Source organism: Acinetobacter sp. YH12021, from assembly GCF_013420145.1.
Lineage (GTDB): Bacteria > Pseudomonadota > Gammaproteobacteria > Pseudomonadales > Moraxellaceae > Acinetobacter > Acinetobacter towneri.
Window position 1 is genome coordinate 73,919 of the sequence record NZ_VOYT01000010.1, and the last position, 13,828, is coordinate 87,746.

Consider the following 13,828-nt stretch of genomic DNA (forward strand, 5'->3'; position numbering starts at 1 on the left):
GATTTTTCTAGACTTGATAAAAATAAAGTTATTGACTTAAAAAGGAGGAAAAATGGACATCCTAATTTGTGATGATGAGCCTCTGGCAAGAGAGCGATTATCACGTTTGGTCACTCAATTGGGGCATCATGTGGTGGCAACGGCAGCTCATGGGCAACAGGCGATTGAACTGGCAGATGAACATCAGCCGGATGTCATATTATTAGATATTCAAATGCCGGGAATGGATGGTTTAAGTTGCGCTCAACATTTGCGTGAGCTTGACCCAATGCCAGCCATTGTGTTTTGTACCGCCTACGATGAACATGCACTCGAGGCATTTAAGTCCAATGCGGAAGGCTATTTGTTAAAACCTATTATGCAACAGGAATTGCAACAGGTTTTAGATCATTTAACAAAACTCACGCAAGCGCAGATGAGTCATTTAAAACAAAAAGAAAATATGGACGAATTAAAAATAAAACGTCACCAAATTGCTGCGAAAACTTATCGTGGTGTAGAGTTGGTGCCTATAGAAAATATCTATTATTTTTTAGCCGATCAGAAATATGTCACGGTGCGTCATAAAAATGGCAGTGTCTTGATTGATGAAACGCTGAAAGATTTAGAAACCGAATTTGGTGATCAGTTTATTCGGATTCACCGAAATGCCTTGGTCTCGATTCAGTTTTTGGAGGGGCTAGAAGTGGTCAATTCAGGACAGTATCAGGTACGTTGCCGCGAGCTAGATGAGCGTTTGGCTGTTAGTCGACGACATTTGCCTTTATTGCGAGAACGCATCCAAAAACTCTAATTGATCAGCCTCATCGCAGATGAATACGCAACAGATTGATAAATCGGTAAAGAAATAGACTTGCATTTTTAGGGGATCAGGTTAAGTTTAGATGAACTTATTTATCTTGCTTAGCCACTATGATGAAAACCCTGAAAATTGCAACTCGACAAAGCCCGCTTGCGTTATGGCAGGCTGAACACATTCGTGCCCGCTTAGAGGCGATGCATGCCGATTTAACTGTTGAGTTGGTGACCTTTGTCACGCAGGGCGATAAAATTTTAGATACCCCATTGGCAAAAATTGGGGGGAAGGGCTTATTTGTCAAAGAATTAGAAGCCGCCTTAATGGGTGGTCGTGCCGATTTAGCCGTACACTCTATGAAAGATGTACCCATGGCATTGCCTGAAGGTTTGAGCTTGGCGGTCATTTGTGAGCGTGAAGACCCGCTTGATGCCTTTGTATCGAATCACTATGCCAGTTTTGCAGATTTACCACAGGGCGCTAAAGTTGGAACCTCAAGCTTGCGCCGTAAATGCCAAATTTTAAAAGCACGTCCAGATTTAGAGATTATTGATTTACGTGGCAATGTGGGTACGCGCTTGTCTAAGCTAGATGATGGTCAGTATGACGCGATTATTTTAGCCAGTGCAGGATTAAAGCGTTTGGGCTTGGCAGAGCGTATTCGTCATACCATTCAGCCTGATGTGAGCTTACCTGCCGTTGGGCAAGGGGCTTTGGGTCTGGAATGTCGTAGCCAAGATCAGGCGGTGTTGGATTTAATTTTGCCGTTAATGCATGCCGAAACCAATGTCTGTGTACGTGCCGAACGTGCTTTTAATGCCTACTTGGAAGGCGGTTGTCAGGTGCCAATTGCAGGCTACGCAACTTTGCAGAATGGTCAGTTGCAGATTGAAGGTCGTGTTGGTAGTGTCGATGGGCAAACCATTCTTAAAGCTGTGCAATTTGGCGCACCTGAACAGGCTGAAATGCTAGGTGAAGAATTGGCAAAAGCTTTATTAGCACAGGGTGCGGGCGAATTACTCAAAGCCCTGTATCAATAATTCATATTGCACCAGAAGCCCATGCTCTTCATTAATACCCGACCTCAAGATCGTGCAGAGGCCTTAACTCAGGCTTTGCAACAACAGCATATTGAGGTCATTGATTTGCCCTTGTTGCAGCTTTCTGCACAGCCGTGGTCGGAGCAACTGGCTAATTTATATGCCCAGTTGCCTCACACGCATATTATTGTGGTGGTTAGTCCGACTGCTGTCGATATTGGGATGCAATATTTAGCCCGAAGCCAAATATCATTGCAGGATTTGCAGCATATACGTTGGGTGGCTGTGGGTGAGAAAACAGCAGAAGTTTTACGTGGATATGGTCTTTACAGCGAAGTCCCGCAGGTTGAAACTTCCGAAGGGATGCTGAGTTTGCCGTGTTTGCAAAATTTGAAAGTCGGCACACACATTGCCTTTTGGCGTGGCGAGGGCGGACGGCAATTTATGATGCAAACACTGCTTGATCAGGGGATGCAGATCCATAATTTTGTATTGTATCGGCGGGAGTGTCCTGCCAGTTCTATTGAAAAAATGCAGGCAGTACGCGCACGTTTAATACAATCTTCAGAATTTATCATGATGATCAGCAGTGAAGCCAGTTGGTTAAACTGGCTAAGCTTAATTCAGCGGGATTTCGATCTACTGAACAAAGGTCATTATTGGGTATTGGGTGATCGTTTAGAGAAAATTTTGCTCGATTATCAAACGCAGCATCATACAAAATATAACGTATTCAAGTTGACCCATTTAAAAACAGAATTAATATTGCAGCAAATGATGCGCATGCAAGGAAAACTATGAAAAAACTGGTTGTGATAGTGGTGTTGATCGCTTTGGTCTGGATCGTCAAATTAAGTTTTGATGTGATGCAAATTTCAGCGCAACAACAGCAACTCAGTCAAAGTTTGCATCTTGCAGAAAAAACCAATGCCAATTTAAATGATCAGTTGGTGGCTTTGCAGCGCCGTAATTATACCCAAGATGCGCCAGAACAGTCCGCAGTATCCAGCGCTGTGCAGCAAGAAGATGCGATTCAACCAGTAGATATGGTGGCGCAGCAATTGGACTTGGTGGAATTTTCCTTACAACAACAACAGTTTCACTATGCGACTGAAAAACTGGCAAATTTAGATCGTGAGTTGAACGAATATGCTTTAGCCCCTGCTTTGAAACAAAGTTTGCACCAAGTCATTCAGCAAGATCAGAAACAAATTCAACAATTCATAACAACACGTGATGCGCAATATCAACAAGTAAGTCAGTTGTTGCAACAGTTAGATCAACAATTAAAACAGCAAGCTCAACAGCCTGAGCTGAACCCTGCCGATGTCGATGATCGTTTTTTTTGGCAAAAATGGCTGAGTATTGAATCTGCCAAGCAACCTGCGACACAGTTGATGCAGCGCCAGATTATTTTAAAAGAAGCACAATTGCGTCTATTGCTGGCTCGACAAATCTTTATACAAGGTCAATATGTGCAATATCAACAAGAAGTGAATGACATTATTCAGTTATTACAACAATTGCCTGATCAGAAAGCACAGCAATTGGTTCAGCAATTAGAAAAAATTAAAAATTTAAATATCGTTCCAACGCCAAGTTTAAAAACACGTGCTTTATTGGGGGCGGTATAAATGAAACAGATTTTACTCGCCTATGTGGTGGTCAGTATTGTACTGGTCGCTTTGCTGAGCGTACTGAGTTATGGGCATGGTTCAGGCTATGTTTATGTGTATTGGCGCGAATGGCAATTGCAAACCAATATTTGGTTGTTGTTGTTCTTTTTCTTGTCGATTAGTGTTTCGCTACAAATTTTATGGTTGTTGTTAAAGCGCTATTTTAGCCGTGAACAGCGTAAGGTTGAAACAGTATTTAACTTTAAAAATCTGCATCCATATGAGCAATTGGCGGTCATTTGGTTGCTAGATGCTGCAGAAGATCAACACCAGTTTATTCGACAGGTGTTTGCCCAGTCAGGTTTGCTCAAAGGAGTGATGGAAGCACGTATGCACTCCATCCAACAGCAATATCCGCAAGCGTTGGCTGCCTTAAATCAAAGCAGTGCCATGGCGTTTGAGTTGGCAGAAATACAGCGTATTGAAATTTATTTAGCGCAGCAACAACCTGAACAAGCTTTGACGCATTTAGAGTTTTTGAATCAGCACGAATTATCGCCGTGGTTATTTAAAGTCAAAACGGCTTATCAAAAGCGTCTAATTGCCTTGTGGGGCGAATTTGCCACGCAATATCCTTGGCATTATTTACGTTCGACCAAATACGGGCATTTAGATGCAGACACCAAGCAAAAGTGGCTGACTGAGTTATTAATCCAATTTGAGCAGGCTGATGCAGAAAATTTACAGGCTTTGCAGCAGCGTTATAGTGATTTAAGTGAGCAGATTTTCAGTCAGTCTTATGCCATTCAGGTGTTGTGGTTGAAGTTATTGTCGCGTCTGCCTGATTTGGCCGCACAACATGAACGTCTTGCGGTACAGATGTTGAGTGAACAGTTTAATCAGGAAGTGTTTTATTTATGGTTCCAACAGCAGTTGTTAAAACAACAACCTGATTATGCCAAAATTGAAAAGCAAATAAATCTGTGGGAACAGAAATACCCTGCATTACCTGTATTTAGTTTTGCCAAATGGCATATTTTTACAGCAACAGCGCGTTATTCAGAAGCCGAGCAATTACTGGATTTATATCCTGAACACGTATTAATGAGTTATTTAAGAGTTAAATCTAATTTAAAAGATCAGCCTGAATTATTAAAACAGTTAAATTTAATCTTTGAAAATAATTCTAATTTTGTCGAAATTAAAATTTAAGGGTGAGTTGTGTTAACACTAGCAGATTATCCAATTGTTTTTGAGCAGCGTGTTGCATGGGGAGATATGGATGCTTTTGGGCATGTCAATAATGTGATCTATTACCGTTATATTGAAAGTGCGCGTTTATATTATTTAGACCATTTAAAAATTTTACAGCAAGATGTTTTGACTGTGATTGCCTCAAATCAGTGCAAATATATACGTCCTGTGGTTTATCCTGATATTTTAAAAATTGGCGTTCGGGTAGAAGAATTGCGTAATAGTGCCATGCGTATGCATTATTTAATCCACAGTGAAGCACAGCAAATGGTGGTGGCAGAGGCAGATGCGGTGATTGTATGTGTAGATCGCGTCAATATGCAAAAAACCTTAATCCCTGAAAATGTACGCGCGGGTATTCATAAAATAGAAAAAACCGTACCGCATATTCTTGATTAAATCTTAATAATCAGTTCATAATATGTCCGACTGTTATTTATATGTAGAGTAGTAGATTTTTTATTGACGCTTCGGTTTGATAAAAATAGAATGAATCTGCTTAATTTAATAACTGAATATAAAAAGCATAGTTTTTGGAGTAAGTATGATGCCTGATATTAGCAATTTGTCTGTAGAACAGTTAAAGCGTTTACAAGCTGAAGCGGAAGCATTAATTGCCACGAAAAAAGATCAAGCAATTGAAGATGCCTATAATCAAATTTTAGCGATTGCAGACAATTTGGGTTTAAGCATTGAGCAGATTTTGGAAGTTGGCGAAAGCAAGCGTAAGAAAAGCCCACGTAAAACTGTAGCGCCACGTTATCGTAGCAAAATCAATTCTACAGATACTTGGACTGGTCGTGGTAAAAAACCACGCTGGTTAGTCGCTGAATTAGAAAAAGGTGCAAAACTTGAAGATTTTCTAATCTAAGCTTCATCAATTTGTCATTGATTTGACTTAGAGTTCAAAAACCAAGCAATACGGCTTGGTTTTTTTATCTGTATCAATTGGCGACGCCGAAAAAGTGTGCATAATGTGTGAGTGTTATAAAAAGTCATTCATAGAAAAATTAGTAAGGTTGGTCATGGTGGCATGATAAAGAAACCCAAATACATCACGTGGTGGATTTTCGCCCTCATTGCATTTTTGTTTTTTGTGTTATTACAAATTCCAGCAGCGTGGTTAATTTCAAAATTTTATAAAAATAATCAGACCTTACATAATGTGAGTGGCAATATCTGGAAGGGGCAAGCCGATTGGCATAAGGGACAGTTACGTGGTTCTTTAAGTTGGAATACACGTCCTTTAGATTTAGTTTTATTGCGTGTCGCTGCCGATGTTGAAGTACACAGTGGTAATACTAAACTCGAAGGCATTGTTGGCTATCGTTTTGGTAGCGTCTTGGTGCAATCTTTAGATGGGCAAGTTGCGCCAGAAACCTTAAAAAGTATTGTGGATTGGCAGTGGCCAAGTAATGCGATTCAACTCAAAGACATTCATTTGAATTTTAAAAAACAGCAAGGCTTCACCAAAGCCAAAGGACAACTGCAGTGGGCGGGTGGCGAATTGCTGTATCGTTTTGCTCAGCGCCAAGACCGTATGAATATCCCTGCGTTAAAAGGCAGTTTGTCCGATGAAAATGGCAAACTGTTATTTGATATTCGCGATCAACGTGAACAAAAAATGCTGAATATTGCGCTTGATCAAAGCTTGATGCTAGATGTGCAACTCACGCAACGCTTATTGATGAATATCGCCTCTTATGAAGGCAAAGCGGGCTTAGATACCTATGTGATCAGCACTCGCCAACCTCTATTAAAAGGAGGTTTCTAATGCGTACACTCTCTGAACGATTAGGGAATTTGCACTGGAAGCAGTTTGATCGTGCTGCGCCAGTATTTTTAGCTTTTTTGATTTTGTATCTGTGTTGGAAACTGGTGAGTTTATTTTGGTGGGTTGTTGCGCCGCCCCAAGTCATGCAAATTGATCGGGTGGAGTTGGGTTCACAGCAACCACAAATCCCGAATATTACCTCCTTTGCATTGTTTCAAGAACTTGGGCGCAGCAACACTGCCGATGATCAATTAAATATGACTTTGCAAGGTGTAGTGGTTGGGCAGCCGAGTCAGTTTTCTTCTGCGGTCATTAAAGTGAATGAGGTGGCAGAGCGTTACCGTGTGGGTGATGTGATTGATTTGAGTCAGTACCAATTGGCAGAAGTCTACTGGGATCGGGTGATTTTACGTCATAGCAGTGGCGCGACGCGTGAAGTATTGTTTAAAGGTATTGAAAATGGTTTAAATCAACCTATCGCACCTTTAATTCCAAGTGGTAATCAAGCTCCTGTAACTGCACCTACGCAGTCCGCACAACCGAATAATGCCATTGGACAGGCAGTGCAGCGCATACAGGAAGATCGCGAACAATACTTAAAAGAGATGGGTGTTGAAGCAAATACGGGCAATGGTTATGAAGTGACTACACGTACGCCAGCCGCTTTAAGAAATAAACTGGGTTTACAGCCAGGTGACCGTATTTTGTCTTTAAATGGGCAAAACGTCGGGCAAGGACAAAGCGATGCACAATTGCTTGAACAGGCACGTCGTGAAGGTCAAGTGAAATTAGAAATAAAACGTGGTGATCAAGTGATGACCATACAACAAAATTTTTAAATGGATCGGCATCGTAACTACATGCAGAGACATATTTAGGGTTAGGAAACACAGTAGATTATGGCTTTATTGAATTATGAGCGTCCATTTTGGGCATTACTGGCTGCTGCACCGCTTGTTGCAATGGTGAGTACTGCAAGTCATGCGCAAACCTGGAAAATTAATTTACGTGATGCGGACTTAACTGCATTTATTAATGAAGTGGCCGATATTACGGGCAAGAACTTTGCAGTCGATCCGCGTGTGCGTGGCAATGTCACGGTGATTTCCAACAAAGCCCTGAATAAAAATGAAGTCTATGACCTGTTTTTAGGCGTATTGAATGTGAATGGTGTGGTGGCAATACCATCAGGCAATACCATTCGCCTTGTACCTGACAGCAATGTAAAAAGCTCAGGCATTCCCTATGATGGTCGTCAAAATGCGCGTGGTGACCAAATTGTAACGCGAGTGATTTGGCTAGAAAATACCAATGCCAATGACCTGATTCCTGCTTTACGTCCGCTCATGCCTCAGTTTGCGCATTTGTCTGCGGTCGGGGGCACCAATGCTCTAATCGTGTCTGATCGTGCCAGTAACATTTATCAGTTAGAAAGCATTATTCGTAACCTAGATGGTACGGGGCAAAATGACATTGAAGCGATTAGCCTGCAATCCAGTCAAGCCGAAGAAGTCATTGGCTTGCTTGAGTCGATGAGTTCGACAGGGGCAGCGAAAGATGTTAAAGGTTCGCGTGTGCGTATTGTGGCGGACAACCGTACCAATCGTATTATCATCAAAGGCGATACCGCAACACGTAAACGCATTCGTCAAATGATTGAAATGATGGATGTGCCTGCGGCAGATCGTTTGGGTGGTTTGAAGGTTTTTCGCTTGAAATATGCCAGTGCACAGAATTTAGCAGAAATATTGCAAGGTCTGGTTTCAGGACAGGCGGTGAGCAGCAGCTCTAATGCAAATAGCAACAGTAACAACAGTGCTAGTAATTTAAGCAGCACCAATAACAACACAGGTAATTCATCGACTATTTCCACCCCAAGTATTAATTTGGGTGGCAGCTCGAATAGCAACAATCAAAACAACATCACCAGTTTTAATGGTAATGGTGTCAGTATTATTGCCGATGGCTCGCAAAATGCTTTGGTGGTCAAAGCCGATCCGCAGTTGATGCGTGAAATTGAATCGGCCATTCAGCAACTAGATACCCGTCGTCAACAAGTGTTGATTGAAGCTGCGATTATAGAAGTGGAAGGTACCGATGCCGACCAATTGGGTGTGCAGTGGGCATTGGGCGATTTAAGCAGCGGTATCGGTCTAATTAATTTTGACAATATTGGTGCAAGTTTAAAAAATGTTGCTGCAGGCTATTTAACTGGTGGTGCAGCAGGCGCAGGCAGTGCGATTGGTGCAGGTACGTCATTGGTGTTGGGTGATTATCGTGAAGGTCGTGATGGTTCACGCAAGCTATATGGTGCGATGATTCAGGCCTTGAAGGAAAAAACCAAATCCAATTTATTGTCTACGCCATCTATTGTGACCATGGACAATGAAGAAGCCTATATTGTGGTTGGTGAAAACGTTCCTTTTGTAACAGGTTCATTATCTACCAATGGTGGTGTGGCAAATCCGTATACCACTATTGAACGTAAAGATGTCGGGGTTACTTTAAAAGTCGTGCCACATATTGGTGAAGGCGGAACACTACGCTTGGAAGTTGAACAAGAAGTGTCAGATGTCAAAGCCAATAAAGGTCAGGCGCAGGATTTAGTCACCAGCAAACGCGCAATTAAAACTTCTATTTTGGCCGAGCACGGACAAACCATTGTCTTAGGTGGCTTAATTTCTGATAACTCGGTTTATAGTCGTCAGGCTGTGCCAGGTTTGGGTGCTATTCCAGGGTTGGGGCGTTTATTCCGTTCCGATGGTCAATCTAATCAAAAACGTAATTTATTGATTTTTATTCACCCAACCATTGTGGGAGATAGTCAGGATATTCGCCGTATTTCGCAGCAGCGTTATAGCCAATTGTATAGCCTTCAGTTGGCAATGGATGCCGATGGTAGCTTTGCTAAACTGCCTGAGAATGTTAGCGATGTTTATCAGCAGCGTTTGCCTGTATCTCGAGTTGCGCCGCAAACAGGAACTTATCAAACCTTACCATCAGCAGTGTCTGCAAACCGCACAGCAACGGTGGTGAGCACCCCTGTTGCGATTGAGCCTGCGGTACAGCGCCAAAACGTAGTTTTGCCGCAGCAGGAAGTCAGCAAAACTAAAAATACAGTCACTACGACCACAATTCGCGCTACACCTTAATCGTATCCTGCGCAGATTGTGGTTGAGGGCATGTTATGATGTCGCCAAATCACACGAGAGAAGTTATTTATGACTTGGAAAATACAAGCAATTAGCGGTGAATTTACTGGCCAAGAAATTAGTATCGACCGTGATATGTTGGTGGGGCGTCATCAAAGTGCAGATTTGGTGCTGCAATCGGCAGAAATTTCACGTAAACATGCGGCTTTTTTACTTAAAGAACAAGCGCTGTATGTGCAAGATTTAAATTCTTCCAACGGCACTTTTGTAAATGATTTACGCATTGCCGATGAAACCTTACTTAAAGAAGGTGATATCGTCCAATTTGCCAGCTTAAAGTTTTCAGTATTTGCGCCTGCGGTTGAATTGGAACATGCGGCAGATGTCGCCGAAACTGCTGAAAAAGTCACAGCACAAACAGAAAAAACACCTGCACAGCAAATGAACGAGCAGGGAATGCCTGAATTGAATCAACGTGACAGTTCTGTGCAATTAAACCGTGATGGTATGCCGCAAGGCGTGGCAGTACCAAAACCAGCACCTATTCCAGAAGGCGTGGATATTCATGCAGTTCCAGCAGAGCCAACACCTGTGTCTGTCGAGCAGCCTGTTTCTCGTGTGGAACAAGAGAAAGAACAGCAAAAAAATGCTTCTGTTGGCTTGATTTCACTGATTGTCTTGGTGATTTTGGCAGTTTTGGCTTGGCTATTGTTTAAATAAGCAGCCTTTGCTTTACAATCAAGGCATGCGATCGCATGCCTTTGTTCATTTAGGGGGAAGAATGTCTATTGCTCAGCTTGATACACGTCAAGTCATTTTATTTGATTTAGATGGCACTTTGGTCGATTCTGCGACAGATTTATACCGCGCCATGAACATGAGTTTAAATGCACTGCAACTGCCTTTGGTAACACTGGAACAAGTGCGAACTTGGGTGGGGAAGGGAACTGCGGTATTTTGCAATAGTGTCTTATCGCACTTAATGGGCGAAGTTCATCCTGAACAGCAACAACAGCTACTGAACACCTTCTTAGAAATTTATAATGCCGATCCGTGTATCGACACACAACCATTCCCGGGCATTATTGAATTTTTGGACTGGGCAAAAGCACAACAAAAAACCTTAGTTTGTGTGACCAATAAACCTGAACTACCTGCTCGTGCCATTGTTGAAGCATTAGAGATGCAACACTATTTTGCTGATGTGATTGGTGGAGATCGCTTTGAGGAGCGTAAACCACACCCGCGTCAATTGCTGCATTGTGTTGAACATTATCAAGTGGAGAAGTCTCAAGTCTTGATGATTGGTGATTCTTCTAATGATGTTGAAGCCGCGCGTCGAGCGGGGATTGATTGTATTGTGGTCAGCTACGGCTATAATCATGGTGAGCCGATTGCCAATTGTCAGCCGCAACAAATTGTGGATAATTTAACTGAATTGTTAAATATTTAAGATTCAAAAATCAAATAATTTTACGCTAATTGCTATAAAGGATATCAATATGAGTCAGGCTGTAATGCCCATATTTCGATGGCGACGCTAGTCAATCTACAACCGTCCTTCACTTCGTCTTATCGAAAACATTGCTACATCGAAATATAGAGAGCTTCACATGACCACTCTGACTCAATTTGAACAACTTAAAGCAGCAGGCTACAACCTCATTCCTGTATATCGCCAGCGTTTGGCCGATACCGAAACTCCATTGTCGGTATTTGCACGTTTGAAGCAGCATCAACAAGCCTATTTGTTTGAGTCTGTAGAAGGTGGTGAAAACTGGGCACGTTATTCAATTATTGGTTTGGGTGAATCTACAGTTTTCTCCTGTAATGCGGGTGAACTCACCATCCAACATGCTGACGGTTCAATCGAAAAACAAACTTGTGCACAGCCGTTTCAGTATATCCGCGATTTTCAAGCGCAATTTAAAGTGCCTACGCAAGCTGACTTGCCTGAATTGCCAAGCTTTACAGGTGGTTTGGTGGGTTATTTTGGTTACGATGCAGTGCGTTATATCGAACCGCGTTTAAAAAACGTGCCTGCAGCAGATCCAGTCGGTTTGCCTGATATTTGGATGATGTTGTCTAAAACAGTCATCGTGTTTGATAACTTAAAAGATACCTTGTTCTTAATTGTGCATGCCGATGCAGCGCAGGCAGATGCTTATGACAAGGCACAACAACAACTCGATGCACTAGAAGAAATTTTAGCAACCCCGATTAGTCTAAAAGCAGAAAAACATACGCCACCACATTTTGAATCGCTTACAGGCAAAGAAAAATTCTTGGCGACCATTGATACCGTCAAAGAATACATTCGTGCAGGCGATGTTATGCAAGTGGTGCCTGGACATCGCATGGTGTCAGATTTTGATGGTGAGCCGTTACAGGTTTATCGTGCTTTGCGCCATCTCAACCCATCGCCGTACTTATTCTTGGTACAAGGCAAAACTTTGGGCGATGATCAGCCGTTTCATATTGTCGGCTCATCACCTGAAATTTTATCGCGTTTGGAAAATGGTATTGCCACTGTGCGTCCTTTAGCAGGTACACGCCCGCGCGGTAAAACCAAAGAAGAAGATTTGGCACTTGAGCAAGATTTGTTGTCAGATGAAAAAGAAATTGCCGAACACTTAATGCTGATTGACTTGGGGCGTAATGATGTCGGGCGTATCGCCAAAATTGGTAAAGTACAAGTGACTGATAAAATGGTGATCGAGCGTTATTCGCATGTCATGCATATTGTGTCCAATGTGCAAGGTGAAGTGCGTGACGATGTCGATGCTTTGGATGTTTTTCAGGCAACTTTCCCTGCAGGGACACTTTCGGGTGCACCAAAAATTCGTGCCATGGAAATTATTGATGAAGTTGAGCCTGTAAAACGTGGTGTTTTTGGTGGTGCTGTTGGTTATTTAGGCTGGCATGGCGAAATGGACATGTCGATTGCGATTCGTACCTGTGTTATTCGTCAAAATAAGGTCTATGTGCAGGCAGGCGCAGGTCTAGTTGCGGACTCAAATCCTGAATCTGAATGGAATGAAACCCAAATAAAAGCTCGCGCAGTGATCAAAGCGGTTGAATTATCATCAAATGGATTGATTTTATGAGTTTTTAGCGTTTTTTTTGAAAAAAACACTTGCACGGATTTCAAGTTTTGCTAAACTGCACACCGTTCCGATACGAAACGTACGAAACACTAAGAAACGCCGGCATAGCTCAGTTGGTAGAGCAACTGACTTGTAATCAGTAGGTCCACAGTTCGAATCCGTGTGCCGGCACCATCTTAGGGAGTTTGAGTTGTTAAGTAAAGAACGAACACTGAGTAGGTGTGAAAATGGTGGGATTCCCGAGCGGTCAAAGGGAGCAGACTGTAACTCTGCCGCGTAAGCTTCGAAGGTTCGAATCCTTCTCCCACCACCATTAACTTCGATAGAAGTGGTAATTACCAACATAGATGCGGGAGTAGCTCAGTTGGTAGAGCGGCAGCCTTCCAAGCTGCATGTCGCGAGTTCGATCCTCGTCTCCCGCTCCATCGAAGGATTTGTCGCTCTTATAGCTCAGTGGTAGAGCACTCCCTTGGTAAGGGAGAGGTCTCGAGTTCAAATCTCGATAAGAGCTCCAGATACAGTTTAGCGATTATTCGCACAAGATTTTCAAAAAGCAGGCTTATTAGTCTGCTTTTCAAGTATTAGGTGTCTAGTTTTTTAGGCGATATGTCGGGGCAGAGTTTTACTCAGCATTGTGTTCGACGTAAACGAGGAAGATGAACATGGCTAAGGCTAAGTTTGAACGTAATAAGCCACACGTTAACGTGGGCACAATCGGTCACGTTGACCATGGTAAAACAACTTTAACAGCTGCGATTGCTACAGTATGTGCACGTAAGTTTGGTGGTGAAGCGAAAGATTACGCTGCTATCGACTCTGCACCAGAAGAAAAAGCACGTGGTATTACAATTAATACTTCTCACGTAGAATACGATTCTCCAACTCGTCACTACGCGCACGTAGACTGCCCAGGCCACGCCGACTATGTTAAAAACATGATCACTGGTGCTGCTCAGATGGATGGTGCGATCCTTGTTTGTTCAGCGACTGATGGTCCAATGCCACAAACTCGTGAACACATCCTTCTTTCTCGTCAGGTAGGTGTACCTTACATCATCGTATTCTTAAACAAATGCGATATCGTAGACG

The 13,828-nt window shown here is 42.6% G+C and carries 14 protein-coding genes and 4 tRNA genes; all 18 read left to right on the top strand.

Going from position 1 to position 13,828, the window contains the following annotated elements; genetic code table 11:
* Positions 1-52 precede the first annotated feature (52 nt).
* Positions 53-793 (top strand): LytTR family DNA-binding domain-containing protein, encoded by a 741-nt coding sequence (locus tag FTT91_RS09455; RefSeq protein WP_004975743.1) that lies wholly within the window; start codon positions 53-55, stop codon positions 791-793.
* Between the two features lie 122 nt (positions 794-915).
* Complete coding sequence (hemC, locus tag FTT91_RS09460) at positions 916-1,836, top strand: hydroxymethylbilane synthase (protein WP_180169311.1); 921 nt, start codon at positions 916-918, stop codon at positions 1,834-1,836.
* A gap of 21 nt (positions 1,837-1,857) precedes the next feature.
* Positions 1,858-2,637, top strand: coding sequence for a uroporphyrinogen-III synthase (locus tag FTT91_RS09465; RefSeq protein WP_004975746.1), 780 nt, complete (start codon positions 1,858-1,860; stop codon positions 2,635-2,637).
* Positions 2,634-3,470 carry a hypothetical protein gene (locus FTT91_RS09470; RefSeq protein ID WP_179996498.1) on the top strand — a complete coding sequence of 279 codons (837 nt, stop codon included), beginning with the start codon at positions 2,634-2,636 and terminating at the stop codon, positions 3,468-3,470. Before FTT91_RS09465 ends, FTT91_RS09470 begins: the two co-directional genes overlap by 4 nt.
* The gene (locus FTT91_RS09475) at positions 3,471-4,664 is read left to right on the top strand and encodes a heme biosynthesis protein HemY (protein WP_180169312.1); all 1,194 of its coding nucleotides are present in this window, start codon (positions 3,471-3,473) and stop codon (positions 4,662-4,664) included.
* Between the two features lie 9 nt (positions 4,665-4,673).
* A complete protein-coding gene (locus FTT91_RS09480) occupies positions 4,674-5,105 on the top strand; it encodes a thioesterase family protein (RefSeq protein ID WP_004975749.1) in 432 nt (143 codons plus the stop codon).
* A 145-nt stretch (positions 5,106-5,250) separates the two neighbouring features.
* Positions 5,251-5,577 (top strand): H-NS family nucleoid-associated regulatory protein, encoded by a 327-nt coding sequence (locus tag FTT91_RS09485; RefSeq protein ID WP_004975751.1) that lies wholly within the window; start codon positions 5,251-5,253, stop codon positions 5,575-5,577.
* A gap of 162 nt (positions 5,578-5,739) precedes the next feature.
* Positions 5,740-6,480 (top strand): type II secretion system protein N, encoded by a 741-nt coding sequence (gene gspN, locus FTT91_RS09490; protein WP_096901906.1) that lies wholly within the window; start codon positions 5,740-5,742, stop codon positions 6,478-6,480.
* A complete protein-coding gene (locus FTT91_RS09495; RefSeq protein WP_180169313.1) occupies positions 6,480-7,319 on the top strand; it encodes a type II secretion system protein N in 840 nt (279 codons plus the stop codon). Before gspN ends, FTT91_RS09495 begins: the two co-directional genes overlap by 1 nt.
* Positions 7,320-7,379: 60 nt before the next feature.
* On the top strand, positions 7,380-9,632 hold the full coding sequence (gene gspD, locus FTT91_RS09500) for a type II secretion system secretin GspD (protein WP_180169314.1): 2,253 nt from the start codon (positions 7,380-7,382) through the stop codon (positions 9,630-9,632).
* A gap of 69 nt (positions 9,633-9,701) precedes the next feature.
* Positions 9,702-10,352 carry an FHA domain-containing protein gene (locus FTT91_RS09505; RefSeq protein WP_004975761.1) on the top strand — a complete coding sequence of 217 codons (651 nt, stop codon included), beginning with the start codon at positions 9,702-9,704 and terminating at the stop codon, positions 10,350-10,352.
* A 61-nt stretch (positions 10,353-10,413) separates the two neighbouring features.
* Positions 10,414-11,085: a phosphoglycolate phosphatase gene (locus FTT91_RS09510; RefSeq protein WP_004975764.1), complete on the top strand. Its 672-nt coding sequence runs from the start codon at positions 10,414-10,416 to the stop codon at positions 11,083-11,085.
* Positions 11,086-11,245: 160 nt separating this feature from the next.
* Entirely contained in the window at positions 11,246-12,739 is a 1,494-nt protein-coding gene (gene trpE, locus FTT91_RS09515; RefSeq protein WP_180169315.1) for an anthranilate synthase component I, read from the top strand.
* A 98-nt stretch (positions 12,740-12,837) separates the two neighbouring features.
* Positions 12,838-12,913, top strand: a tRNA-Thr gene (locus FTT91_RS09520).
* A gap of 55 nt (positions 12,914-12,968) precedes the next feature.
* A tRNA-Tyr gene (locus tag FTT91_RS09525) sits at positions 12,969-13,052 on the top strand.
* Between the two features lie 36 nt (positions 13,053-13,088).
* A tRNA-Gly gene (locus FTT91_RS09530) sits at positions 13,089-13,164 on the top strand.
* Positions 13,165-13,178: 14 nt separating this feature from the next.
* Positions 13,179-13,253, top strand: a tRNA-Thr gene (locus FTT91_RS09535).
* 148 nt (positions 13,254-13,401) lie between these two features.
* On the top strand, positions 13,402-13,828 hold a 427-nt coding region (locus tag FTT91_RS09540), incomplete at its 3' end, for a GTP-binding protein (RefSeq protein WP_136144171.1).

Excerpts from the sequence above, each read along its gene's own strand:
- FTT91_RS09485 (WP_004975751.1), top strand. The coding sequence starts at position 5,251 with ATGATGCCTGATATTAGCAATTTGTCTGTAGAACAGTTAAAGCGTTTA.
- gspD (WP_180169314.1), top strand. The coding sequence starts at position 7,380 with ATGGCTTTATTGAATTATGAGCGTCCATTTTGGGCATTACTGGCTGCT.
- trpE (WP_180169315.1), top strand. The coding sequence starts at position 11,246 with ATGACCACTCTGACTCAATTTGAACAACTTAAAGCAGCAGGCTACAAC.
- FTT91_RS09475 (WP_180169312.1), top strand. The coding sequence starts at position 3,471 with ATGAAACAGATTTTACTCGCCTATGTGGTGGTCAGTATTGTACTGGTC.
- FTT91_RS09465 (WP_004975746.1), top strand. The coding sequence starts at position 1,858 with ATGCTCTTCATTAATACCCGACCTCAAGATCGTGCAGAGGCCTTAACT.
- FTT91_RS09470 (WP_179996498.1), top strand. The coding sequence starts at position 2,634 with ATGAAAAAACTGGTTGTGATAGTGGTGTTGATCGCTTTGGTCTGGATC.
- FTT91_RS09505 (WP_004975761.1), top strand. The coding sequence starts at position 9,702 with ATGACTTGGAAAATACAAGCAATTAGCGGTGAATTTACTGGCCAAGAA.
- gspN (WP_096901906.1), top strand. The coding sequence starts at position 5,740 with ATGATAAAGAAACCCAAATACATCACGTGGTGGATTTTCGCCCTCATT.
- hemC (WP_180169311.1), top strand. The coding sequence starts at position 916 with ATGAAAACCCTGAAAATTGCAACTCGACAAAGCCCGCTTGCGTTATGG.
- FTT91_RS09510 (WP_004975764.1), top strand. The coding sequence starts at position 10,414 with ATGTCTATTGCTCAGCTTGATACACGTCAAGTCATTTTATTTGATTTA.
- FTT91_RS09495 (WP_180169313.1), top strand. The coding sequence starts at position 6,480 with ATGCGTACACTCTCTGAACGATTAGGGAATTTGCACTGGAAGCAGTTT.
- FTT91_RS09455 (WP_004975743.1), top strand. The coding sequence starts at position 53 with ATGGACATCCTAATTTGTGATGATGAGCCTCTGGCAAGAGAGCGATTA.